Origin of the sequence: Nonomuraea glycinis (assembly GCF_014646515.1) — a bacterium.
Taxonomy (GTDB): Bacteria; Actinomycetota; Actinomycetes; order Streptosporangiales; family Streptosporangiaceae; genus Nonomuraea; species Nonomuraea glycinis.
The window spans coordinates 536,428-560,699 of record NZ_BMNK01000002.1 but is presented as its reverse complement, the minus strand read 5'-3'; the positions used below and the strand labels follow the sequence as shown (position 1 = coordinate 560,699).

Below are 24,272 nucleotides of genomic sequence, written 5' to 3'. Positions count from 1 at the left end.
GCCTGGCCTACGGTTGTCGCATGCCCAGGATCGCCAGAGGCGCAATTCCCAGCCCGAACATCTGGCACACCCCCCAGGTGTACGAGCTGGAGAACCGGGCCGTCGACCCCGAGGACGCGGCCGGCGCGGCCATGCGCGCGCTGCGCTCCTGGGACGGCGCGAACGTGCTCGACATCGGCTGCGGCACCGGCTTCCACCTGCCCGGCTACGCGGCGCGGGCGGCCACGGTGATCGGCGTGGAGCCGCACGGCGACCTGGTGACCCTGGCCCGGCGCCGCTGCGCGGGCCTGCCGAACGTCGAGGTGCACGCCGCCACCGCCCAGGACCTGCCGGTCCCGGACGCCTCGGTGGACGTCGCCGTCGCGCGCTGGGCGTACTTCTTCGGTCCCGGCTGCGAGCCGGGACTGCGCGAGCTGTCCCGCGTCGTACGGCGCGGCGGCGCGGCCTTCGTCGTCGACCTGGACGCCACCCGCGGCGCGTTCGGCCGGTGGTTCAGCCACACCCTGCCCACCTACTCCGCCACCGCCGTGGAGGACTTCTGGGTCCGTCAGGGCTGGCAGCGGCAGCCGCTCGACCTGCGGATGGCCTTCCAGAGCAGGGCCGACCTGGAGGCGGTGCTGCGGATCGAGTTCTCGCCCGAGGTCGCCGAGCGGGCCATCGCCGAGACGCCGGGCCTGGAGCTGCCCTACCCGAACGTGCTGCGCTGGCGGCACTTCTGAGGGCTTGACCTTGACGTCGGTGTCAACGTTTAACGTGAACCCATGCGCATCGGAGAGCTGGCCGAACGGACCGGGGTGAGCACCCGCTCACTCCGCTACTACGAGCAGCACGGGCTGCTCAGCGCACGGCGGGGGGCCAACGGCTACCGCCACTACTCCGAGCAGGACGTCCGGCTGGTGTCGGAGATCCGCGCCCTGCTGTCGGTGGGATTCACGCTGGAGGACACGCGCCCGTTCGTGCACTGCCTGCGTTCGGGGCACAGCAGCGGTGGGTCGTGCCCCGAGTCCATCGCGGTCTACCAGCGCAAGCTGACCCAGATCGACCAGGAGATCCGCGTGCTGCTGGCCCGGCGCGCCGAGGTCACCGCCCAGCTCGCCGAGTCGTGCCCCGGCTGCTTCGTACGAGGAGAGACATGATCACGCTGACTACCGACAACTTCCACGAGCAGGTCCTCAAGGCGGACAAGCCGGTGCTCGTCGACTTCTGGGCGGAGTGGTGCCCGCCCTGCCGCATGATCGCCCCCGTCCTGGAGGAGATCGAGGCCGAGTACGGCCTGACGGTCGGCAAGCTCAACACCGACGAGCACCCGGAGCTGATGGCCCGCTACGGCATCCTGGGCCTGCCGACGCTGCTGCTGTTCGACGGCGGCGAGCCGGTCAAGCAGGTCATGGGCGCCAAGCCCAAGCGCATGCTCGTCAACGATCTGGGCCTGTCCTAAGCCCTTGGGTTTACCCTCGAAGTCCTCCCCTGGGTTGATCCGCCCGGCCAGGCCGCGCCCTAGCGTTGGGCCATGACCCGCACCGCCCTGGCCGGCTTGGTGGCGTTGACGGCGCTGCTCGTCGTCACCTTGCTCGACCTGGCACCCCCCGCGCCCAGCCCCGCCGGCGCCCCCGCCGCGGCCTTCAGCGCCGCCAGGGCGCACGAGCACGTCCGAGCCATCGCCCGCGCCCCGCATCCGGTCGGCACCGCCGAGCACACCCGCGTCCGCGAGCACCTCGTCGCTCAACTCCGCGCCCTCGGCCTGGACGTCCGCGTCCAGGAGGGCGTCGGCGTCCTGCCCCTTCCGTCCCCCAACGGCGCGATCCCGATGGGCACGATGCGCAACATCGTGGCCGTGCGTCCGGGCACCGCGCCGACCGGGCGCGTGGTCGTGGCCGCCCACTACGACTCCGTGGAGGCCGGTCCCGGCGCCGCCGACGACGGCGCCGGGGTGGCCACCATCCTCGAGGTCGCGCGGGCACTGCCCACCGGCCTGCGCAACGACGTCGTCTTCCTCATCACCGACGGCGAGGAGGACGGCCTGCTCGGCGCCGAGGCGTTCATCAGGGAGGATCCCCTGGCCAAGGGCACCGTCGTGGTGCTCAACCAGGAGGCCAGAGGCGTCCGCGGCACCGTCCAGATGTTCCGCGCCTCCCCCGGCTCCGCGCCGCTGATCAGCCTGTACGGCGCGCACGCGCCCCACCCGTCGGCCGACTCGGCCTTCGCGGCGATCCTGAGCGTGCTGCCCAACAACACCGACTTCCACGTCTTCGACGAGGCGGGCTGGCTCGGCCTCGACTCCGCCTTCATCGGCGGCGGCGCCTACTACCACACGGCCCTCGACGACCCCGCCCACCTGGACCTGGGCAGCCTGCAGATGATGGGCGACAACGCGCTCGCCCTCACCCGCACCCTGTCCGGCACCGACCTGGCCACGCTCAAGTCGGGGGACGAGTCGGTCTACTTCACCCTCCCCGGGGTGCTCGTCCGCTATCCGCTCTGGCTGGAGTTGCCCATCGCCGTGGGTGCCCTGGCACTGGCGGCGGCCCTGGTGTGGACCCTGAGACGCCGAGGGCGGGCGTCCCTGCCCCGCACCCTGGCCGGCGCCGGACTCGCGCTGCTGCCCGTCGTGGGCGCCGGGGCCGCCGGTTTCGCGGTGATGCCGTTACTCACCCTGTTCCGGCCCGAATACAGCGGGATGCTGACCGGCGACCCCTATCGCCCCTGGCTCTATCAGGCGGCTCTGCTGGTCTTCACGGCCGCCGTCGTGCTGGCCTGGCGGCTCGTGCTGCGCCGCGTCGGACCGGCCGCGCTCGCGGCCGGGGCTCTGCTGCTGGTGGCCGTGCTGGGGCTGGTGTTCGCCGCGCTGCTGCCCGGCGGCTCGCACACGCTGAGCTGGCCGGCGCTGTTCGCCGCACTCGGCTGGCTCGTCTCGACGCGACTGCGCGGCACAGGATGGCGTACGGTCGCGCTCACGCTCGGGCTGGCCCCCGCCGCGGTCCTGCTCGGCGCCACCGCCGTGGTCACGATGGACGTGGGCCTGGCGATCGGCGGCATCATCGCGGCACCGCACTTCGCGCTGCTGCTGATGCTGCTGCTCCCGCTGGTGGAGCGAGACCGGCCGGGCGATGGGCGTGGCGTCGCGCCGGACGCCCAGGCGGCCAAGCCCCGCCGGGCCGCCCTGCCACTGCTGACCGCCGTGATCGTCACCGCGGGACTGGTGGCGGCGGGACTGTTCGTGGACCGCTTCGACGCCGCGCATCCCCGACAGACACGTCTCGCCTATGCCTTGGACACCGCCACCGGAGAGGCCGTCTGGGGATCGCGGACAGGGACCCCCAGCCCCGACAGCAAGCGATTCTTCGCCGCCGAGGGCTGGGCGACCCGACCCGCTCAGGCCGCCGACCTGCGCGCCCCCGAGCTGTCCGTGGTCAAGGACGAGACCACCGGCGGACACCGCGCCCTGACCCTCCGCCTGAAGCCGACCGGCGACGCCCCCGTCACCGGGCTCACCATCATGTCCTCAGAAGGCGCGAAGCCCGTCTCCGACTCCACGATCGGCCCCATCACGGTCAACGGCAGGCGCCTCAGCAGGGCGACCGGCTTCGCCTATCACGCCCCTCCCGAAGAGCTGGAGGTCACCCTCGTGCTGCCTCCCGGGCCGGCGCGGCTCCAGGCATACGAACAGGGCCACAACCTGTCCGCCATACCGGGCTACCAGCCGGCACCCGACACGATCATCATGTATCCCCAGTCCACCGTCTTCCGAGTGCACCAACTGTGACACCCCGCAACTCGTCAGGCGACCCTCTGCCGAGTGCATCCACTGCGGCACCCGCCACTCCTCCAGCGACCGTCTACCGGATGCATCCCCTTGTGGCACCCGCCACTCATCAAACGACCGCCTGCCGGGTGCACCCGCTGTGACCAACCCCTACTCGTCCAGCGGTCGCACCGACAGCAGCAGCCGCCCTCGCTTGCCCCGCTCCAGCCAGTACAGGCGATAGGGCCCGGGCGGCGGCAAGGCGGGAGCGCCGAGGGGCACCGGAATGATGTCCACCTCCCCGAGCGCCTGCGAACGCCGCTCCCCAACATCCCCCTGCCCCACCGGCAAGGGCGACCCCTCCCGCCCCGCTGAGCCGCCCATGCCGGGCACAACCTGCCCCACCCACCCGGCCGAACCACCTGGACCAGCCCCAGACTCTTCCGGCGCCGCTGAGTCGGCTATGGAACCCCCAGAATCCCCCCAGACCTCCGAACCACCTGGGCTATCGAGACCGTCTGGGCCAGCAGGGCCGCCGGGGGCAGCCTCAGCCCGCGCCACCCGCGCCTGTGGTCCCGTCGGGCCGACCTCGATCTGCCCCACCGCACTGCCGACCCGGCAGGCGGCCAGGTCGACGATCGCCTTGCGGTAGACGTACCGCTCACCCCAGGCAGGCAAGCCCCAGAACCAGATCCCTGCCACGAGTTGCCAGCCCACCACCACCATGATGAAGGCCATCATCGACACAGCACCGCGCCATCCGCCGTCCGGGAGAAACCCGCCCTTGGTGGTGGCCCCCATCCACCCGGCCCATCCCTCCATGATCACCAAAGCGACCACCAGCACCCACCCCAGAACCGGCGGCCCCACCCACGGCCCCGTGATCAGCGCCCGCTGCGCAGGCGTCACCCCGCCGGCGGCATTCGTCTCCCACGCCTGCGGATCAACCCACGCCCACTCCGCGACCGGGCCGCCCTCGTCATCCTCAACGCCACGCCGCATACCGAGCCCCTCACCACACGGCCACTCCTGACCCCCATTGAGAGCCCAGATCGCCGCGCTGTCCATCAATGCGAGCGATCAACCCACCACGCCGCACGCGAACGCCAAACCCCCGCGCCCCCTCTCGACCGCAACCCACAACGCCTCGGCTCACCCGGTCGTCAACCCCATCCCGCTGACCTCCAAGGGCCCCACAGACCGGCATCCGCAAAGCGGGCGGCCAAACCCGGGCGGGTGTCCACGGTCGATGGATGGTGCCGTGCTGGTCGACCTGGTCGGCGACCGACCAGAACAGCGGACCAAGCGCCCACCGATCCACCGATCCCCCAGTCCGGTGCTGCGGGGCCCGGTCCTGCGGGGCCCGGTCCGGCGGGGCCCGGTCCGGCGGGGCCCGATCCGGCGAGGCCCGATCCGGCGGTACGGGAGTGCGATGGTCCCTGTGCCAACGGTGAGGGCTTCGGCAGTGACTGGGGCAAGGCGTCGGTGAGCTGGTTCGTCCGGATGGCGGGGAGTGGGCCGGGACGGGGACACCGGGGATCCGGGGGGCGGGTTGTGGGAGGAATGTCGGCGGGGAGCGCTAGCCTGCTCGGCATGGCCAAGTCAGCGCAGAAGCCCGGATACCGCTGCGCCGAGTGCGGGTGGCGCACCATGAAGTGGGTGGGCCGGTGCGGCGAGTGCCAGGCGTGGGGCACCGTCGACGAGGAAGGCGCGCGGGGCGGGGCGCACGTCGTCCAGGCCGGTGCCACCACCGCTCCGGCGATGCCGATCGGCCAGGTCAAGGCCGAGATGGCGGCCGCGCGGACAACGGGCGTGAGCGAGCTCGACCGGGTGCTGGGCGGCGGGCTGGTGCCCGGTGCGGTGGTGCTGCTGGCGGGCGAGCCGGGCATCGGCAAGTCGACGCTCCTGCTGGAGGCGGCGGCCCGCATCGCCGAGCGCGACACCGTCCTCTACGTGACGGGTGAGGAGTCCGCCGCGCAGGTCCGGCTGCGCGCTGACCGCATCGGCGCCATCCGCGACGAGCTCTACCTCGCGGCCGAGACCGACCTGGCGGCCCTGGTCACGCACGTGGAGAAGGTCCAGCCGAAGCTGCTGGTGGTCGACTCCGTGCAGACCGTCGGCTCCGCCCAGGCCACCGGCGTGCCCGGCGGGGTGACGCAGGTGCGCGAGGTGGCCGCCAATCTGGTCCGGCTGGCCAAGGAGCGCCACATGGCCACCGTGCTCGTCGGCCACGTCACCAAGGAAGGCTCGATCGCCGGCCCGCGCACCCTGGAGCACCTGGTCGACGTCGTGCTCAGCTTCGAGGGCGACCGCCACTCCCGGCTGCGCATGGTCCGCGCGATCAAGAACCGGTTCGGTCCCACCGACGAGATCGGCTGCTTCGACCTGCACGAGCGCGGCATCGAAGGCATCACCGACCCGAGCGGCCTGTTCGTCTCCCGGCGCAGCGCCCCGGTGCCCGGCACCTGCGTGACCGTCACGGTGGAGGGCACCCGGCCGCTGCCCGCCGAGGTGCAGGCCCTGGTCGCCCGCACCGACGCGCAGCAGCCCAGGCGCACCTCCTCGGGCCTCGACACCTACCGCGTGCAGATGATCCTCGCCGTGCTGGAGCGCAGGCTCAACGCCAGGCTGGGCGGCTGTGACGTGTTCACGGCCACGGTCGGCGGCCTCAAGCTGGCCGACCCGGCCGTCGACCTGTCGGTGATGCTCGCGGTGGCCAGCGCCGCCGGCGACAAGCCGCTCCCCGCCGGGCTGGTGGCGCTCGGCGAGGTCGGGCTGGCAGGAGAGCTACGCCCGGTCAAGGATGTACGCAGACGCCTGACGGAGGCGGCCCGACTCGGCTTCAAACGCGCCCTGGTCCCGGCGGGCTCCCTCGACCAGGGCACCCAGAAGCGCAACGGCCAGCGCTCCCTCGTACCAGTGGGGCCGGTCGCCTTCGCCCCGGGCTTCGAGGTGATGGAGGCGGAAAACGTATGGGACGCCCTCACCCACGTCACCTGACATCCAGGAACAGCCGCCGGTGATTCGACCCTTGACTTTTCTGGGCAGGTGGTGAGCCGGGGCAACACACCCAGGGATGGCTGATCCGTACAAGACCTGGGGGTGGGGGCGGGGGACGATGGGCGCATGAACGTGGACCTTTCCGCGGCCGAGTCGTTCATGGCCACGCACGCGCGTGTCCTGGACCGTCGCCGCTTCGAGCTGCTCATGCACCGGACCGGCCCCGCCGCCGCCCTGGCCGCCCTGGACGGCTACCGCAATGCCGACGGCGGTTACGGGTGGGGGTTGGAGCCTGATCTCCGCTCCCCGGAGAGCCAGCCGGGGGCCGCGCTGCACGCCTTCGAGGTGTTCGAGAACGTCGCCCCCGCCACGTCGCCGCAGGCCGTGGCACTGTGCGACTGGCTGGAGTCGGTGTCTCTGCCCGATGGAGGGCTGCCGTTCGCGCTGCCTCTCGCCGTCTCCGCCGGCACCGCCCCCTGGTGGCAAGGCGCCGACCCCACCGTGTCGGCGCTCCAGATCACCTCCGTGACGGCCGCGGCCGCCTGGCGCGTCGCCGCGCACGACCCGGCGGTGGCCGCGCACCCCTGGCTGGAGCGGGCCACTCGCTACTGCCTGACCGCGATCGAGGCGCTCGACCAGGCGCCGCACGCGTACGTGCTGGCTTTCGCGGTGCGTTTCCTGGACATCGTGTACGACAGCCGGCCCGAGGCGGCGGATCTCCTGCGCCGCCTCAGCGCGTACGTGCCCGCGGACGGCCGGGTGCGGGTCGAGGGCGGCACCGAGAACGAGGCCCTTCATCCGCTCGACCTCGCGCCCTACCCTGACCGGCCGGCGCGGGAGCTGTTCACGCCCACGGTGATCGGCGCCGACCTCGACCGCCTCGCCGCCCTGCAGCAGGACGACGGCGGCTGGATCGTCGACTACGCCACGATCTCCCCGGCGGGCTCCCTGGACTGGCGCGGCCACACCACGGTCAGCGCCGTCGAGGTCCTCCGCCGTAACAGCAGAATCTGATCGTACGGTCACAGCCCCATTACGCGTCACCCGGGAAACAACCCCCAATGGGCGATATATCACGATGTCGCGACCTTTGCGGGCCCTCCTCCCACCGAAGGAGTCACCTCTGGAATCCTCGACCTGAGGCGGAGGTGGACCTCGGCCTGCGCGGCTAAGCTGAGTTTGGACGATCGGACACGGGGGTCAGGTGCCTAACGACAGGAGTCTTGACGACCGCCGTCGCGAAGCCCTGGCGGCAGTCGCCCCGGGCACACCGCTACGCGACGGCTTGGAGCGCATCCTGCGGGGTCAGACCGGTGGTCTGATCGTGCTCGGCCACAACGAGGCCGTCGAGCAGGTCTGCAGCGGCGGCTTCGAGCTGGACGTGGAGTTCTCGTCCACCCGGCTGCGCGAGCTGGCCAAGATGGACGGCGCGATCGTGATGAACGACGATCACCGGATCATCCGCGCTGCCGTCCATCTCGTTCCCGACCCGACGATCCCGACCGACGAGTCCGGCACCCGGCACCGCACCGCCCAGCGCGTGGCCAAGGAGACCGGCCTGCCGATCATCGCGATCAGCAAGTCCATGCGGACCATCGCCGTCTACCTCGACGGCATTCGTTATGTGCTGGAGGAGTCGGCGGTCATCATGTCCAAGGCCAACCAGGCCCTGGCCACGCTTGAGCGCTACAAGCACCGCCTGGACGAGGTGTCCGGCACCCTGTCCGCCCTGGAGATCGAGGACCTGGTGACGGTCCGCGACGTGTCGGCGGTGGCGCAGCGCCTGGAGATGGTCCGGCGCATCTCCGACGAGATCAAGGGCTATGTGGTCGAGCTGGGCACCGACGGCAGGCTGCTGTCGCTGCAGCTCGATGAGCTGGTCGCGGGCGTCGACTCCGAGCGTGAGCTGGTGGTCCGCGACTATCTCCCGGCGGCGGCCGGCCGTCGGCAGCGCCGCCTCGCGGAGTCCCTGCACGAGCTGGACGCCCTGTCGGGCAGCGAGCTGCTGGACCTGTCGATGGTGGCCAACGTGCTGGGCCACCACGGCGGCGACACGCTCGAAAGCGCGGTCAGCCCGCGCGGTTTCCGCCTGCTGGCCAAGGTCCCCCGCCTGCCCGCCACCGTCATCGACCGCCTGGTCAACCACTTCGGCAGCCTGCAGAAGCTCCTGGCGGCCAGCATCGACGACCTGCAGGCCGTAGGCGGCGTCGGCGAGTCCCGCGCCCGCAGCGTCCGCGAGGGCCTCTCCCGCCTCGCGGAGTCCTCCATCCTCGAACGTTACGTGTGATCGTCCGTACGCACGGGGACCGTCGGATCATCGCCGACGCAAGCGGATCCTGGTGACCGGCCTCGGTCACCCGAAGAACCACCTGTGCTCCAGCGATGGCGAGCTCGCAGTCGAAGGTCACGCGGGCGCCAGCCCGGGAGTCCGGCCTCCGTCATCATGACCGGCGGAGGCCGGCGAGGTATTCGCTGGGGCTCTGGCGATAACGTTTCCGGAACGCGCGGGCGAGGTGCCCGCCGTCGGCGAACTGCAGGCGCGCGGCCAGCTCGGAAACGGTCGTGGACTTCCCGGCCGTCGTCAGCGCACGGTGGGCCTCCTCCAGGCGCCGATCCCGGATGTAGGCGCTGACCGAGCGGCCCTCGGCGGCGAAAGCGCGTTGCAGCGTGCGGACGGAGACGTTCAGATGTCGCGCCAGCGCCGACGGACTCAGCTCGGGGTCGGTGAGCCGCCGGTCGGCGATTTCTTTCGCGGCTCGGGCGAGCGCGGGAGCCAGCAGCGGTTCGCTTTCGTCGAAGCTTCCCGCGACCGCCGCCGCGGTCAGTTCGACGAGCGTGTTGCGTGCGGCGTCGACTCCGGCCGGCCGAAGCGCGGCGAGACTCTCGCGGACCATGTCGAGGTGCGCGGTCAGCAGGCGCATCTCCGCGGCACCGGCCGAGCCGGAGACCGTACGGTCGCGCAGGCGCGGAACGGCGCCGGCCGGTAGCGCGAGCACCTGGATGGTGGAGTGCGCCGCCGCGGCGAAATGGGTTAACCGCCCGCCGTGTGCCGTGAATCGACCCGCCGCCACGGCGTGCTCACGGCCCTGGCGGTTCCCGAATCGCGACACCCCCCGGCGCATGACCCACACCCGTACGTGGTCCTCCACGCCGAAGGTCCCGCCGATGGTCCGGATCGCCGACGTGCTGTCGATGCTGTTGAACATCACGTCCCGGACGCGCATCCCGGCGGAACGGAAGCGGAAGCCGGTGGCCGACTCCGGGCTGAAGGAGGCCAGCGGGAATCGATTCCCGATCCGGGCGTCCCACTCGCGCATGAAATCACCGACAGCTCCCGGGCCGCACGCGTCGAACGAGAGGATGCCGGTCGTCATGTCGCAAACCTTCCGTCCTGGTTGTCGCGCCGATCCAAGCGGCGGCCTTGATGATTCACGTACGTTTCGGTCAACGATCCTTCGTCGATCCGGTGCCGGGTCGTCGGCCGATGCCGACCCCGGCGCACCCTCGCCACGTCGAGAAATGCAATCCGAACGATACAGTCGAGGTCCCCTTCATGAACACGATCGCCGTCATCGGCGCGGGCCCGCAGCTCGGGCGCGCCATCGGGCAACGCTTCGCGGCCGAGGGCTTCAACGTGGCACTCGTCGCGCGTGACCGTACGAGGCTGGAAGCGGTCGCCGACCGCATCGCCGCTGAGGGTACGCGGGTGGAGGTCTTCCCCGCGGACGTCACCGACCGGCCGGGCCTGCAAGCGGCACTGGCCGCCGCCGCCGAGCAGCTTGGGCCGATCGACGTACTGGAATACTCGCCCGCTCCGACACCGTCCGACCTGACCGCCGCGCCGATCGTCGATGCGGCCCACGTCACCGTCGACGCGCTGCTCCCCCACCTGGACACGTACCTGCTCGGCGGGGTGGCGGCGGTGAACCAGGTGCTGCCCGGCATGCTGGAACGCGGCTCCGGGACCATCCTGGTGACCAGCGGGGCCGGCTCGGGACCGATCATCGTGCCGCAGGTGGCGAACGTACAGATCGCCACCGCGGGCATGCGGAACTGGATCCTGAACCTGAACGCGGCGCTGTCCGGCACCGGCGTCTACGCCGCCCATGTCGCTATCGCGGCCTACATCGGCCAGGGCGGTCCCGCCTCCGAGCCCGAGGCCATCGCCGAGGCCTACTGGCGGCTCCATGGCGAGCGGGCCGAGGCCGAGCTGTTCTACGACGACCTGCCGGCCGGTTTCCAGGGCTTGGCCGACAAGTTCCAGGATTCCTGACTCCCCGGCGTTCACTGCCCTCCGTGCCACGTTGTCGTCACTGGCGGGGCGCTTCCGATGGCGGGTCCTCGGGCGTGCAGTCCTGCTTGTCGTCCCGGTCTGGCTCGTCTACGCCTTCGCCATCTGTTCAGGGCGGTCGGGGCCCGGTTCGCCCACCCGTTCGTGGCGTTCGGTGGCGCGGTGGCCGCGCCGGCAGGAGATGCCGAGCGTCTCGGGGCCGCTTCCGACCGGCCTCGGGAGCTGATCGGTCAACGCAGGTGGAAGACCCCCTTCGGGCTTCGGAGCTTGCCCATGTGCGCCACCGCGACGTACGTGCCAGGCAGGGCGTTCGGCGGGTCGGTGCGGCAGTCACCGCTGGAGCGGCGGCGGTCCCAGTCGAGCGAGCGAACGTAGGGGACGCCGCGTTGCAGCTCCTTCACCTCGACTCCGGCGCCGCTGACACAGTCGGAGGTGGACCAGATCCGGTCCTCGCCCGAGGTGATGCGGATCTCCATGGCTCGCGGCCCGACGTCGGTCTTGCACATGACCGGGCCGGTGTTCACGACCGTGATGAGGAAGTTGGGGCGGGTGCCTCCGGCGTAGATCTCCTGCTTGCCTTGCAGGCCGATCACCAGGTTCGCCTCCGCGCAGGGCTCTCCCGGGCGGTGCGCCTGTGCCTGTGCCTGCGGGGTGGCCTTGGTGACGCTCGGCTTGGGCGTGGGGCTGGCCGTACCCATGGCGAGAGTGCGCAGTCCGGCCAGCAGCGGATCGGTGGCCGGCGTGGCGCTCTCCGAGGACTGGGCGCTGGACTTGCGCTCGGGCCCGCTCCCGCCGCTGGAGCATGCCCAGGCCACCACGGCCACCACCACAAGCACTCCGACCAGAACGCTCATGCGCCGCCGCCAGTAGACGTCGCCTCCCAATCCAGGGTCGCCACGCATCGTATCGGGGTCCATGAGCACAGCATGTTTAATCGCCCGGCCACTCAGCGTGACGACACGCCGCGCCTTGCCATCTCCACATACGCTAGGGCGCGTGCTTGAGCCGAAACTCCTACACCTTCCCATTCTGGAGTGGTACGAAAACAACGCCCGGGAACTCCCTTGGCGCACCGACGATTCGACCCCCTGGGGCGTGCTCGTCAGCGAGATCATGTTGCAGCAGACTCCGGTCGCCCGGGTGCTGCCGGTGTGGCTCGAATGGATGGCGCGCTGGCCCGCTCCGAAGGCGCTGGCGGCCGAGCCTCCCGGAGAGGCCGTCCGCCATTGGGGCCGGCTCGGCTACCCGCGCCGGGCGCTGCGGTTGCACGCCTGCGCCAAGGCCATCGTCGCGGAGCACGACGGGCACGTGCCGTCGGACCACGCGACACTGCTCGCTCTGCCGGGCATCGGCGAATACACCGCCGCCGCCGTCGCCAGTTTCGCCTACGGCGGCCGGCACGCGGTGCTGGACACCAACGTCCGCCGGGTGTTCGCCCGAGCGGTGCGGGCCGAGGAGTATCCCCCCACCGCCACGTCGGCCGCCGAACGCCGGCTGGCCGAGGCACTTCTGCCCGAGCTCGGCGCCGCCCGCTGGGGGGTCGCCGTGATGGAGCTGGGCGCCCTGGTCTGTACGGCCCGCAGCCCCCGATGCGCCGACTGCCCGATCGCGGGGGCGTGTGCCTGGCGCCTGGCCGGCAAGCCTCCGCACGCGGGCCCTGCGCGCAAGGGTCAGTCGTACGCGGGCACGGACCGGCAGTGCCGGGGCCGTCTGCTGGCGGTGCTGCGCTCCGCGCACGGCCCGGTGCCGAAGGCGGCATTGGACGCGGTGTGGGACGAGCCCATACAGCGAGAACGCGCCCTCGACGGCCTCATCACCGACGGCCTGGCCGAGCACCTGGACGACGGCACCTACCGCCTCCCCCACACCTGAGAGCGGCGGCAGATCCCGCCTCCTCCCGCACGCCTGAGACCGGCAGCAGATCCCGCCGTGGTCAGCACGCCTGAGAGCGACGGCAGATCCCGCCGTGGTCAGCACGCCCAGGGCAGCGGCATTCGCTCGGTTCCTTCGGGGACGAGGTCGCAGGCGCCGTCGGCCACGAGGCCGCCCGGGTTGTAGACCTGCACCCCGGCGGGAGCGGCCACGATCGCGGTGAAGCCACGCTCGGCGTCCCCGAACATCTGCCGCAGCACGTCCGCCGCGAGCACCAGGGTGTCCCCCGCGGCCACCTCGTACCGTTCGCGGCCCACCTGCACGACACACCCACCGTCCAGCCAGGTCCACACCGACTCGCGGTCGAAGGCATGCAGCGGGCCCACCATCCCCGGCAGGGCGTCCACCCGCCACACGGACTGGCCGGCCTCACCCTGAGTGGGCGAGGCAAGGGTGGTCATGACGCCGTTCGGCGTCTCGATCCGGCGGGCCTGCGCGTCACGAATGACAGTCACAGCCGTCCTCCACTAAGATAGACAATGTTGTTGTCTAGATAGTGAACCAGGTTGTCTATCATGTCAAGCGAGTCCCCAGGCTTCGAGCTGCCCCTGCGTCTGCTCCTGGCCTTCCGTGTGCTGATCGACGAGCTCCACACCGAGCTCGGCCGCCAGGGGCACCCCGACATTCGCCCCATGCACGGCTTCGTCATGCAGGCCATCGGCCCGCACGGGACGACGGCCGTCGAGCTCGGCCGCACCCTCGGCGTCACCAAGCAGGCGGCGGGCAAGACCATCGAGACCCTGGAACGCATCGGCTACGTCCAGCGCGCCCCCGACCCCCACGACACCAGGCGCAAAGTCGTCCGCCTGACCCCCTACGGCCTGGACGCTCTCACCCGCTCCGCCCGCATCTTCGACGACCTGCGCGCCAACTGGGCCGCCGAGCTGGGCGCGGACCGGCTCCAGGCCCTCGAGTCCGACCTCCGCAAGATGACCCCGGCCACCCTCTGGCGGCTCGACACCCCCGGGTGGTTCGGCACCCTCTGACAGAGATGACGCAGGTGAGCACGTCCCGCACCACCGGACGTGGCGTTGTGGCCTCAGGCGGCCAGTTGCAGGCCCAGGCTGCTGAGGTTGGTGCGGGCCCAGTCGAGCTCCTCGGCCAGGAGCGACACCAGGGCACCGGGGCCCTTGGCGCGGCCCGGGACCATCAGGTTGTGCGTCTCGACCTCGATGTGCGCGCTGCCGTTGACCGCGCCCGACAGCATCGCCGTGAGCGTGTCGTGGAGCACGGCTCCGGTGTTGAGCGTGCCGCCGGCGTGGCTGTGCACATGGCCCAGCTTGACCACCGGCGCACCGGCCTCGGCCAGGCCGCGCAGGGCCGCACCGGGCTCCTCGGAGCCGCAGGCGAGGTGACAGGCGTCCAGGCAGATGCCCAGGTGCTCGGAGCCGATCCCGCCCACGCGCTCCAGCGCCTGCTCGGTCGTCTCCAGCACACACCCGGGCCACGGCTCGAAGCCGACCCTGATGGTCTTGCCGGTGACGCTGTAGATGCCGCGCAGCTCGCGGGCCAGCCGCTCCAGCCGCCGGGTGGCGATGGAGTGGAGGTCGGCGGGCCAGTCGCGGCGCCAGCCGATCGGTATCGTGGAGATGCTGCCGAACCTCACGTCCTCGGGCAGCAGAAACGCCAGGATCTTGGCCAGCGCCATCGTGTAGCGGTAGCGCTCGGGCTTGGCCCAGTCGGGGCCAGGCACCTCCTGGTTGCGGCCGCCGGTGCCGTTGAGGCTGACGACCTCCAGGCCGCGCTCCTCCAGCGAGCGGCGCAGCCGCACCAGCTCGATGCGATCGGCGGTGAGGTGGTCGGCCACCGTGGGCGACAGCCACAGGCCGACGCCCATCCGCTCCACGCCGAGCCGCTTGCGCACCGGGACGGCGTAGCGGGTCAGGTGGGCGATCAGGTTCTCCAGGTCCTCAGCGGGGTGAACGCCTGCGTTATAGGCGAGGTGAACGAGCGTTCCGTCAACGTGACGCAGGCGCATCGGCTTCCTCCACAACTTGCATCGGTTGTCCCCTCGCCCGCTTGAGGCTCGCGCGGACCCTGGCGAGCATGACTGCTCACGGGTGGCGCACGCGTCCGCCCTGAGTTGATTTCGTACTACTCCCCAGGGAGCAGTCCCTCCGACCGTAAAAGCGCGCTCTTGCGGCTGGCTTGGGAAGGACTTGGCGAAGCTCTACGCAGTGTAGTACTACTTCTGGTGGCGCGCATAGCCGAACTGCCAACTTTTCGGCAACGGTCGCCGTGAAACGCCTGGCACCGACCCCGGACAGCAAGAAACCCCCCGCGTCCTGGACACGAGGGGTTTCTTGGCGCGCTCGGCGCTGAACCGTCAGCTCTGGATCGAACCGGCGATCGCCGCGGCCGAGTCGGGAATCTGCGGGACGTCCTCGCCCACGAAGAGGAACTTGGCGTTGTCGCCCTCGCCCTCGATCGTGACCTTGACGACCTGCCCCGGACGGAGCTCGCCGTAGAGGATCTTCTCCGACAGGGAGTCCTCAAGCTCGCGCTGGATCGTACGGCGCAGCGGCCGCGCACCCATGACCGGGTCGTAACCGCGCTCGGCCAGCAGGTTCTTGGCCTCGGTCGAGACATCGAGCCCCATGTCGCGGTCCTTCAGGCGAGCGTCCACCTGGGCGAGCATCAGATCCACGATCTTGATGATCTCGTTCGGCGTCAGCTGGTGGAAGACCACGATGTCGTCGACACGGTTGAGGAACTCGGGCCGGAAGTGCTGCTTGAGCTCTTCCTGGACCTTCGACTTCATCCGGTCGTAGTTGGAGTCGGCGTCGTTGGACTTCGCGAACCCGACCCCGATGCCCTTGGAGATGTCCCGGGTGCCGAGGTTGGTGGTCATGATGATGACCGTGTTCTTGAAGTCGACCACCCGGCCCTGGGCGTCGGTCAGGCGACCGTCTTCCAGGATCTGCAGCAGCGAGTTGAAGATGTCGGGGTGGGCCTTCTCGATCTCGTCGAACAGGACCACGGAGAACGGCTTGCGCCGCACCTTCTCGGTGAGCTGACCGCCCTCTTCGTAGCCGACGTAGCCGGGAGGCGAGCCGAACAGCCTGGAGACGGTGTGCTTCTCCATGAACTCCGACATGTCGAGGCTGATCAGAGCGTCTTCGTCGCCGAAGAGGAACTCCGCCAGAGCCTTGGACAGCTCGGTCTTACCGACACCGGACGGACCGGCGAAGATGAACGAGCCGCCGGGACGCCGCGGGTCCTTCAGACCGGCGCGGGTGCGCCGGATGGACCGCGACAGGCCCTTGATGGCGTCGTCCTGGCCGATGATCCGCTTGTGGAGCTCGTCCTCCATGCGGAGCAGGCGCTGCGACTCCTCCTCGGTCAGCTTGAAGACCGGGATGCCGGTGGCCGTCGCCAGGACCTCTGCGATGAGCTCCTCGGTGACCTCGGCCACGACGTCCATGTCGCCGGCCTTCCACTCCTTCTCCCGCCGCTCGCGCTTGAGCTGGAGCTGCTTCTCCTGGTCCCGGAGGGCAGCCGCCTTCTCGAAGTCCTGCGCGTCGATCGCGGACTCCTTGTCCCGGCGGACGTTGGCGATCTTCTCGTCGTACTCGCGCAGGTCCGGCGGAGCGGTCATCCGGCGGATGCGCATCCGGGATCCGGCCTCGTCGATGAGGTCGATCGCCTTGTCGGGAAGGTAGCGGTCGCTGATGTAGCGGTCGGCCAGCTGCGCGGCGGCGACCAGCGCGCCATCGGTGATGGAGACCCGGTGGTGCGCCTCGTAACGGTCACGCAGACCCTTGAGGATCTCGATCGTGTGGCTGAGCGAGGGCTCGGCCACCTGGATCGGCTGGAACCGGCGCTCGAGAGCGGCGTCCTTCTCCAGGTATTTGCGGTATTCGTCGAGCGTGGTGGCGCCGATGGTCTGCAGCTCACCACGGGCCAGCATCGGCTTGAGGATGCTGGCGGCGTCGATCGCGCCCTCGGCGGCACCCGCACCCACGAGCGTGTGCAGCTCGTCGATGAACAGGATGATGTCGCCGCGGGTGCGGATCTCCTTGAGCACCTTCTTCAGGCGCTCTTCGAAGTCGCCGCGGTAACGCGAGCCGGCCACCAGAGCACCGAGGTCAAGCGTGTAGAGCTGCTTGTCCTTCAGCGTCTCGGGCACCTCGCCTCTGACGATCTTCTGCGACAGGCCCTCGACGACGGCGGTCTTGCCGACGCCAGGCTCGCCGATCAGCACCGGGTTGTTCTTGGTCCTCCGGGAGAGGACCTGCATGACCCGCTCGATCTCCTTCTCACGGCCGATGACCGGATCCAGCTTGCCCTCACGGGCGGCCTGGGTCAGGTTGCGGCCGAACTGGTCGAGCACCAGGGAGGTCGACGGGGCCGACTCCTGCGGGCCACCCGCGGCGGCCGGCTCCTTGCCCTGGTAACCGTGGAGCAACTGGATGACCTGCTGCCGCACACGGTTGAGATCGGCTCCAAGCTTGACCAGCACCTGGGCGGCCACACCCTCACCCTCACGGATGAGCCCGAGCAGGATGTGCTCGGTGCCGATGTAGTTGTGACCCAGTTGCAAAGCCTCACGGAGCGACAGCTCGAGGACCTTCTTGGCCCGCGGGGTGAACGGAATGTGCCCCGACGGAGCCGACTGGCCCTGGCCGATGATCTCCTCGACCTGCTGACGCACACCCTCAAGGCTGATGCCGAGGCTCTCCAGAGCCTTGGCGGCTACGCCCTCACCTTCGTGGATCAAACCAAGAAGAATGTGCTCAGTGCCGATGTAGTTGTGGTTGAGCATCCTGGCCTCTTCTTGGGCCAAGACGACAACACGCCTCGCTCGGTCGGTGAACCTCTCGAACATCTCGTCGCTCCTCACAGAGCGGTCAGTCAGGCCGGTTAATCCGGTCCCGTCATCCCGCATGCTAGCCCTGGCTCGGCAAACCTTGCCCTCTGCCGCTGACACGCTCTATAGCAGACACGTTCCCCGAGAGCAGGGCCTTCACCCTCTATCCAACTACCGTTCGGGGGTCACATGTTCCCGATACGCCGCAAGCGAACGATGTTTAGGGCGCTCGCCGGAAGTGGGTGAAATTCCCCGGTGACGGCGCGGGCGGATCGGCACGGATCCACTGGCGGACGCCGTGTCGGACAGGCCTGGGGTCGCTCTCGCCCACTCATCTTGGTGCCGCGTCCGTAACTCTTACCCCTGCCATCGTATGCGCTGATGCAAACGCAGGCCAAGCGGCTGTGGAACGTATCACCCAGGGCGTAATCACAGCCGTCTGGTCAGGATCGTTACCGATGGCGCCGCAGGCCCCGCCGCGCACCCGGCCAGGATGGCGTGGATTACGGACCTCCGGCGTACAAGCCGGGGAACGCGCGCGCCGAAACGAGGGGCGGAATGAGTGCGGCGAGTGCTCTCGCGAGCCCCTTGGGGCGAGAGTTCACTTGAACGGCTTCACGTGAAACGCCCGCCCTGTGAAGAACGTCCCGTGGAGAACGTCCTGTGGGATCCCGCGGAGAACCTCTGGGGCCGTGGAGAACGACGTCCTGTGGAGCCCTGGAGAACGTCCGGACTGAACCGCCGGCGTGGGAACGCTCTCATGGCCGGATTCTCGCGACCGCCGGCCATAACGCGATCACAGTGACGATCGGGCTTGCCGCCATAACGGCGAATCCCGCCTCCCCGGCACGGCCGGCAGGGGAAGCGGGAGCGTCGGGATGTCTGGCGGGAAAGGGGGTGGGGCCGGGCGGCAGATCAACAAATGCCGCGCATTCCTCCGGGATCCCCGCTGTCCACGGGGAAAGTCGGGCCCAAATGCCCACTTCGACGAAGAATCAGAAGATCAACGGGAAAACCGTCCACCATTTGAGATTCGGCCTAGAAATGATCATGCGCTTATGGCGGCCGCCGGGGTCCTAGGCGATCGGCATAAGCGCATGTCGGTGAGCCGGCTCCTTAGTGGGCCGCCTCGTACTTCTCTACGACGGTGGAGGCGATACGGCCTCGCTCGCTGACCGGCAGCCCATGAGCCTTGGCCCACTGCCGGATCTCAGCGCTCTTCTCGCGGCTCATCGCCCGCTGCCCGCCACGTCCGCGACGGCGCGTCGATACGGCACCTGCCCGGCGAGCGTGCTGCACGAAAGGCGTGAGGGAGTCCCGCAGCTTCTTGGCGTTAAGGTCGCTGAGGTCAATCTCATAGGTGGAGCCGTCAATAGCGAAGCTGACCGTCTCATTGGCCTCGCCCCCATCGAGGTCATCGATGAGAATCTCCTGGATCTGCTTGGCCATCTACGCAATCCTTTCCCGGAGCATTGTTTCATTCGCCTGAGCCAAACATATACCCGGAAAGGCGTTAAGACAATTCAGAGCTGCAGTGATTCGCTGAGCCGCTGATCAGTTGCGGTTCTCGGCCTGATCCTGGCGGTTTGGACGCCGTCCAGCGCCCTCGGAGCGCACCAACTTCACCACGCCAAAGATGAAGGCGCCGCCCACGACGACAGGTGGGATGAGCGCCGACAATACGTCTGTTACGGCTTGCATTCGTCCTCGTCTCCACAGCGGACCGGGGTTTCAGGAGCGTTTATACACACGTCGCGGGGGAGCTGGGGCCACCCGGCCCTCATGTCGCCCGAGGTGAGAGCACCGCCCGCACCCGACCATAGCGGCACACAGATGCCCACAGCCTGGCAGGGGGCACCAACATCCGGCAACCCGGACGCCCATAGCCTAATGCCAGTCTCTCCAGGCTCCTTACCGGATCAAGCGGAAAATTTGGTGAAAAGCCATCGGGCCAGGTACGTGCGCCTCAACGAAGATCTTTGACCACCAGCGTTCCCGCGAGTCTGTCATGCGGTCCGCGCTGGAGTGGCTTGTCGATCAAGATGAGCAGACCGACGCCGAACACGAACATTCCGGCCAGCAGATTGACCACCGGAATGCCCATCACCATAGCGGGCGCCGGATAGAGCAGGGCTCGTTTGAGCCGGTCGCGCGGCGGAAGGTCGCCCGGCGCAACCCGAATCTTCATGATCGCCTTCCCGAAGGTCCGCCCGCCCCGGGAAAGTTGCCACCAGTCGTAGGCCGTATATGCCAGCCCCGCGAGCACCCATGCGAACACGGCGGGCAAACGTCCCTCGAACGCGTCCAGAACCCCGACAGTTCGGAAGATGCCCCATAGCGCGATGAACAGAATGTAATAGAAGACGCCGAAGACGAGCGCTTCAATGAGTCTGGCGACGAGTCGTTCCCACCATTCAGCGGGCATCAGGTCCACCTGCGGCGGTGTCCCGGTCATAACCTCACCTCAACGATCGCAGACCCGTCAGAGCCCTGCCTGTCCCCATTCTGGTACCGGATCGAGGCACAAAAACAGGGACCGACGGGATGCCGGCCCCTGTTTCGCTTGATCTCGATTACTTGATCTTGACCACCACGGTGCCGGCGAACTTGTCGGCGAACGTCTGCTGCAGCGGCTTGTCCCAGAGCTGGGAAGCGGCATTCAGGCCCACGACGATCACCCCGAGCAACGGGCCGACGAACGGGACGATGCCGAGCACATAACCACCCCAGGTGCCTCCGGCGCGCTTGAGCGCCAGGTCGGTCGGCAGCCCGCCGGGCGGCAGCGCCTGACCCACCGGGACGACCTTGATCCCCATCACCATCTTGCCGAGCGTCTGCCCGTTCATCTTGGTCATGAAGAAGTCGTAGGCCACGTACAGCGCGGTCAGGATGGCGTACTGGATGAGCCCCGCGAGGAAGGAGGAGGCGCCCACGAAGCCACTCGTGGCGCCGGTGACCGAGCTGTAGCTCGCGACGAACAGGGCGGTCGTGATGAGGGTGACCAGGAAGGAGATGACGCCGAAGATAACGCCGTCGATCAGACGGGCCACCAGCCGCTGCCACCACTCCGCGAGCGGCGCCGGGGCCCCGGGCGGCTGCACCCCGACCGGCTTGCCGTACGACTGCCCGTAGGGCTGCTGGCCGTAGCCCGGCTGGCTGTACTGAGGCTGCTGGCCGTAACCAGGCTGGCCGTAAGCCTGCTGCTGCCCATAGTCGGGCTGCTGCTGGCCGTAACCCTGCTGGCCGTAGCCCTGCTGCTGGCCGTAGTCCGGCTGCTGCTGGCCGTAGTCCGGCTGCTGCTGCCCATAACCGGGCTGGCCGTACTGCGGCTGCTGACCGTAACCCTGCTGGCCGGAAGACGGCTGCTGACCATAACCCTGCTGGCCGGAAGACGGCTGCTGGCCGTAGCCCTGCTGGCCCGAGGGGGGCTGCTGGCCGTAGCCCTGCTGGCCGGACGGAGGCTGCTGACCGTAGCCCTGCTGGCCGTACTCGGGCTGCTGCTGGCCATAGCCAGGCTGCCCGTACCCCTGCTGCTGCCCGTAGTCCGGCTGGGACGCCGGCTGCTGGCCGTAGTTGGCCTGCTGGCCGTAGTCGGGCTGGGACTGCTGGCCGTACCCCTGCTGCCCGTAGCCCTGCTGCTGGCCGTAGTCAGGCTGGGACGGCTGCCCGTAACCAGGCTGTCCGTACCCCTGTTGCTGCTGCCCGTAGCCCTGCTGCTGGCCGTACTCGGGCTGCTGCTGGCCGTAGCCCGGCTGCCCGTACTGCGGCTGCTGCCCATACTGAGGCTGCTGGCCATAAGCGTCGTCAGCCCGGTAACCGACGATGGTCACGTCGGGGTCGGGCTCGCCCTGCTGGCGTCCCGTGCTCTGCCCGTATTCAGGATTCCCGTACGGCGGGTTTTCGCCGGAGTTGTCCTGAGGATACGGAGGCTGTCCTGTGCTCACCGTGTCACCTCGCTTCGAGTGCGCATGTGGCACGTGTCAGGGCACATGCCTGTCCTGGCCCAAGGTATCGACATAGGTATCAACAATCACCTTTCCCGTTGGTCAAGGACCTCGTCACCCGCCGCCAGGTGGAGCAGCATACGCGTGTTGCCCAGGGTGTTCGGCTTGACGTGCTCCAGGTCCAGGAACTCGGCCACACCCTCGTCGTAGGAGGCCAGCAACTCGGCATAGACCTCAGGTGAGACCGGGGTGCCCTGGATGGTGCGGAACCCGTGCCGGGCGAAGAAATCGACCTCGAAGGTCAGGCAGAAGACGCGCTGCAGCTCCAGCTCTCTGGCGGTGTCGAGGAGGGCCGAGACGATCCGGTGGCCGATGCCCAGACCCCGGGTTTCCGGGTGGACGGCGACCGTGCGGATCTCCGCCAGGTCCTCCCAGAGCACGTGCAGGGCCCCGCACCCGACGACTTCCCCGGCGAGCTCGGCGACCCAGAACTCCTGCACGTCTTCGTACAGGGTGACGGTCGCCTTCTCCAGCAGCCGGTGTCCGGCGCCGGCGTAGGTGTCGACCAGGAGTTTGATGGTCCGGACGTCCGGGGTTCTGGCACGCCGGACGACGACCTCTGTCTCTCGGACGGTGAGTTCGGCGACCTGCTCCATGGACGTCCAGCGTACAGATGTCATTACGGCTCAGCCCTAACTCTCACCTCTGCCCCAGCCTGTTACCTCTTGTGTTCGCGCGAGCACGCTTACGTTTGCGCGGTTCCTACAGACCTAACATAGGGCAAAGAGGACATAAATCCCTTTCTGTACGGGGTGTCACGAGATCACCTTGTGACCCTTCGGTTGTGAAACCTCTACAGACTCTGCAGTTCCGGTTGAGCAGGAACCTGGAGTGCATTAGTGTCCAGCGACGATGTCCCCCGCGATTCTCGTACGGGACGCGCCCAATCCCCGCAGGGGAGCCGGGGAACCACCAGGGGTGCCGCACGGCACCACCAGGGGTGAATCCGAGCTTTTGGCTCGGTAGGGCTGCTTCCGGCCCGAACCCGTCAGCTAACCCGGTAGGCGTCGATGGAAGGAGCTCGGTCGGTGAAGCGCAGCGGGACCAAGGCAAGAGGGGTCCTCAGGTTCAGCATCGCGGGCGTGACGGCCGCCGCGCTGCTCATGGCCGGCCCACTCGGTTCCGCCTCCGCCGACCCCAAGCCCTCGCTCAAGGAGCTCTCCAAGCAGGTCGAGGAGATGCACGTCGAGATCGAGACGCTGACCGAGAACTACAACGGGCAGCGCGAGAAGCTCAAGGCGGCCCAGAAGTCCGTACAGAGTGCCAAGAGGACGCTGGCGGCCAGTGAGTCCGTGCTGCGGACCAAGCGCTCCAAGGCGATGATGCTCGCGCAGAACGAGTACATGACCGGCGGGCTCGGCAACGCCCTGAACTTCGCCGGCTCGCAGGACCCCGAGAACTATCTCACCAGGGCCGCCACCACCTACGCGCTCCAGCAGCAGCAGGGTGCGGAGGTGCTCCAGCTCACCAAGGCCATGAAGGCGGCCGAGCGGGCCAGGGCGGGCGCCAAGGCGCGCATCGACGAGGTGACGGGGATCGTCCAAGATCTCGGCACCAAACGGGACAAGATCGTGAAGCTCGTCGCCAAGGTGGAGAGCAACCTCTTCAAGCGCGCGCTCGGCGAGGCCGGCCGGCCGGGCACCGCCGCGACCCGCGTGAGCCTGCCCATCCCCGGCTCCGGCAAGGCCGCGCAGGCCGCCCAGTGGGCGCTCACCCAGCAGCTCAAGCCCTACATCTGGGGCGCCGAAGGCCCACGTGGCTATGACTGCTCAGGCCTGGTGATGGCGGCCTATCAGCGCGTGGGGATCTCGCTGCCGCACTACACCGGCGACCAGTGGACGGCGGGCAGGCACATCCCGAAGGAGGAGCTGCGCGCCGGCGACCTGGTCTTCTTCTACAACGACCTGCACCACGTCGGCATCTATCTGGGCGGCGGCATGATGGTGCACGCGCCGCAGACGGGTGACGTCGTGCGCATCGCGTCCATCGCCAGGCGCCCCTACGCCGGCGCCGTCCGCATCGCCGACTAGATCAGCTGACGGCGTGCCGCCCAGGCCACCGCCTCGATCGCGGTGGCCACGCCGATGCGATCACAGATCCCGCGCAGTCTTCGGCGCACCGTCCGCCCGCTGATGTCCAAGCGCCGTCCCACCCGATCCACCGTTACCCCCTTCGCGAGCTCGGCCAGCAATGCGAGATCGGCATGGCTCAGCTCAACGCCTTCAGTGAGCACATTCAACGGGAGCCCTCCCTCCCAACAGCACGACTCGGAGACGTCGTTGATCCGAGTGACGCTGCTCGTCCCGCCAGACGGTAAACGCATGCGGGAAAGGTCGTCAAGCACGAGATCGGCCTCACTTGGCGCACCCCGCCGTAGGTGAACTACTCGCATATATCGGCAAATATCCGGGCGCAATGACCATCGTGGTGACGCTCCGCCGTCCCGCGCACCGCCCTCGGACGGCACCTGGGCGGCACCCGGGCGGCGAAGCC

General features: G+C 69.1%; 22 protein-coding genes and 1 riboswitch. Of the genes, 11 read left to right on the top strand and 11 right to left on the bottom strand.

The window, feature by feature from the left end:
* The first annotated feature begins 20 nt into the window (after positions 1-20).
* From IEY87_RS07905 to IEY87_RS07890, 4 genes are all read left to right on the top strand, one after another.
* Positions 21-719 carry a class I SAM-dependent methyltransferase gene (locus IEY87_RS07905; RefSeq protein WP_189137813.1) on the top strand — a complete coding sequence of 233 codons (699 nt, stop codon included), beginning with the start codon at positions 21-23 and terminating at the stop codon, positions 717-719.
* Positions 720-761: 42 nt separating this feature from the next.
* On the top strand, positions 762-1,136 hold the full coding sequence (locus IEY87_RS07900; protein WP_189137812.1) for a MerR family transcriptional regulator: 375 nt from the start codon (positions 762-764) through the stop codon (positions 1,134-1,136).
* On the top strand, positions 1,133-1,438 hold the full coding sequence (gene trxA, locus IEY87_RS07895) for a thioredoxin (RefSeq protein ID WP_189137811.1): 306 nt from the start codon (positions 1,133-1,135) through the stop codon (positions 1,436-1,438). The genes IEY87_RS07900 and trxA overlap by 4 nt, the downstream gene beginning before the upstream one ends.
* A gap of 72 nt (positions 1,439-1,510) precedes the next feature.
* Complete coding sequence (locus tag IEY87_RS07890; RefSeq protein ID WP_189137810.1) at positions 1,511-3,763, top strand: M20/M25/M40 family metallo-hydrolase; 2,253 nt, start codon at positions 1,511-1,513, stop codon at positions 3,761-3,763.
* Positions 3,764-3,913: 150 nt separating this feature from the next.
* Here the strand turns inward: IEY87_RS07890 and IEY87_RS07885 are convergent, their stop codons facing one another.
* Positions 3,914-4,744, bottom strand: a complete 831-nt coding sequence (locus tag IEY87_RS07885; protein WP_189137809.1) for a collagen-like domain-containing protein — start codon at positions 4,742-4,744, stop codon at positions 3,914-3,916.
* A 591-nt stretch (positions 4,745-5,335) separates the two neighbouring features.
* On the opposite strand from IEY87_RS07885, the gene radA reads away from it, so the two are divergent.
* The 3 genes from radA (at position 5,336) to disA (ending at position 9,029) form a co-directional block, all read left to right on the top strand.
* The gene (gene radA / locus IEY87_RS07880) at positions 5,336-6,742 is read left to right on the top strand and encodes a DNA repair protein RadA (protein WP_189137808.1); all 1,407 of its coding nucleotides are present in this window, start codon (positions 5,336-5,338) and stop codon (positions 6,740-6,742) included.
* Between the two features lie 126 nt (positions 6,743-6,868).
* Complete coding sequence (locus IEY87_RS07875) at positions 6,869-7,756, top strand: hypothetical protein (protein WP_189137807.1); 888 nt, start codon at positions 6,869-6,871, stop codon at positions 7,754-7,756.
* Positions 7,757-7,946: 190 nt separating this feature from the next.
* Complete coding sequence (gene disA / locus IEY87_RS07870; RefSeq protein ID WP_189137806.1) at positions 7,947-9,029, top strand: DNA integrity scanning diadenylate cyclase DisA; 1,083 nt, start codon at positions 7,947-7,949, stop codon at positions 9,027-9,029.
* 154 nt (positions 9,030-9,183) lie between these two features.
* Here disA and IEY87_RS07865 read toward each other — a convergent pair whose 3' ends face one another.
* A complete protein-coding gene (locus IEY87_RS07865) occupies positions 9,184-10,116 on the bottom strand; it encodes a helix-turn-helix transcriptional regulator (RefSeq protein ID WP_225277098.1) in 933 nt (310 codons plus the stop codon).
* 179 nt (positions 10,117-10,295) lie between these two features.
* Between IEY87_RS07865 and IEY87_RS07860 the strand changes: the two genes are divergently transcribed.
* Positions 10,296-11,015, top strand: coding sequence for an SDR family NAD(P)-dependent oxidoreductase (locus IEY87_RS07860; protein ID WP_189137805.1), 720 nt, complete (start codon positions 10,296-10,298; stop codon positions 11,013-11,015).
* Positions 11,016-11,263: 248 nt separating this feature from the next.
* Here IEY87_RS07860 and IEY87_RS07855 read toward each other — a convergent pair whose 3' ends face one another.
* Positions 11,264-11,950 (bottom strand): hypothetical protein, encoded by a 687-nt coding sequence (locus IEY87_RS07855; RefSeq protein WP_189137804.1) that lies wholly within the window; start codon positions 11,948-11,950, stop codon positions 11,264-11,266.
* Positions 11,951-12,146: 196 nt separating this feature from the next.
* Here IEY87_RS07855 and IEY87_RS07850 point away from each other — a divergent pair, with 196 nt between their 5' ends.
* The gene (locus IEY87_RS07850; RefSeq protein WP_263651794.1) at positions 12,147-12,905 is read left to right on the top strand and encodes an iron-sulfur binding domain-containing protein; all 759 of its coding nucleotides are present in this window, start codon (positions 12,147-12,149) and stop codon (positions 12,903-12,905) included.
* A gap of 98 nt (positions 12,906-13,003) precedes the next feature.
* Here IEY87_RS07850 and IEY87_RS07845 read toward each other — a convergent pair whose 3' ends face one another.
* On the bottom strand, positions 13,004-13,420 hold the full coding sequence (locus IEY87_RS07845; protein ID WP_189137802.1) for a cupin domain-containing protein: 417 nt from the start codon (positions 13,418-13,420) through the stop codon (positions 13,004-13,006).
* Between the two features lie 60 nt (positions 13,421-13,480).
* On the opposite strand from IEY87_RS07845, the gene IEY87_RS07840 reads away from it, so the two are divergent.
* Positions 13,481-13,951, top strand: coding sequence for a MarR family winged helix-turn-helix transcriptional regulator (locus tag IEY87_RS07840; protein WP_189137801.1), 471 nt, complete (start codon positions 13,481-13,483; stop codon positions 13,949-13,951).
* Positions 13,952-14,004: 53 nt separating this feature from the next.
* Here the strand turns inward: IEY87_RS07840 and IEY87_RS07835 are convergent, their stop codons facing one another.
* The 6 genes from IEY87_RS07835 to IEY87_RS07810 form a co-directional block, all read right to left on the bottom strand.
* A complete protein-coding gene (locus IEY87_RS07835) occupies positions 14,005-14,943 on the bottom strand; it encodes a sugar phosphate isomerase/epimerase family protein (RefSeq protein WP_189137800.1) in 939 nt (312 codons plus the stop codon).
* Between the two features lie 348 nt (positions 14,944-15,291).
* Positions 15,292-17,793, bottom strand: a complete 2,502-nt coding sequence (locus IEY87_RS07830; RefSeq protein ID WP_189137799.1) for an ATP-dependent Clp protease ATP-binding subunit — start codon at positions 17,791-17,793, stop codon at positions 15,292-15,294.
* A 1,098-nt stretch (positions 17,794-18,891) separates the two neighbouring features.
* Complete coding sequence (locus IEY87_RS07825) at positions 18,892-19,224, bottom strand: histone-like nucleoid-structuring protein Lsr2 (RefSeq protein ID WP_189137798.1); 333 nt, start codon at positions 19,222-19,224, stop codon at positions 18,892-18,894.
* 517 nt (positions 19,225-19,741) lie between these two features.
* Complete coding sequence (locus IEY87_RS07820) at positions 19,742-20,230, bottom strand: RDD family protein (RefSeq protein ID WP_189137797.1); 489 nt, start codon at positions 20,228-20,230, stop codon at positions 19,742-19,744.
* Between the two features lie 118 nt (positions 20,231-20,348).
* Positions 20,349-21,719 (bottom strand): RDD family protein, encoded by a 1,371-nt coding sequence (locus IEY87_RS07815; RefSeq protein WP_189137796.1) that lies wholly within the window; start codon positions 21,717-21,719, stop codon positions 20,349-20,351.
* Positions 21,720-21,805: 86 nt separating this feature from the next.
* Positions 21,806-22,375, bottom strand: coding sequence for an amino-acid N-acetyltransferase (locus tag IEY87_RS07810; protein WP_189137795.1), 570 nt, complete (start codon positions 22,373-22,375; stop codon positions 21,806-21,808).
* A 274-nt stretch (positions 22,376-22,649) separates the two neighbouring features.
* A riboswitch (cyclic di-AMP (ydaO/yuaA leader) is annotated at positions 22,650-22,801 on the top strand.
* A 6-nt stretch (positions 22,802-22,807) separates the two neighbouring features.
* Between IEY87_RS07810 and IEY87_RS07805 the strand changes: the two genes are divergently transcribed.
* On the top strand, positions 22,808-23,809 hold the full coding sequence (locus tag IEY87_RS07805) for a C40 family peptidase (protein WP_225277099.1): 1,002 nt from the start codon (positions 22,808-22,810) through the stop codon (positions 23,807-23,809).
* Here IEY87_RS07805 and IEY87_RS07800 read toward each other — a convergent pair.
* Positions 23,806-24,012 carry a LuxR C-terminal-related transcriptional regulator gene (locus IEY87_RS07800; RefSeq protein WP_372462248.1) on the bottom strand — a complete coding sequence of 69 codons (207 nt, stop codon included), beginning with the start codon at positions 24,010-24,012 and terminating at the stop codon, positions 23,806-23,808. The two genes, IEY87_RS07805 and IEY87_RS07800, sit on opposite strands and share 4 nt — an antisense overlap.
* Between the last annotated feature and the right edge of the window lie 260 nt (positions 24,013-24,272).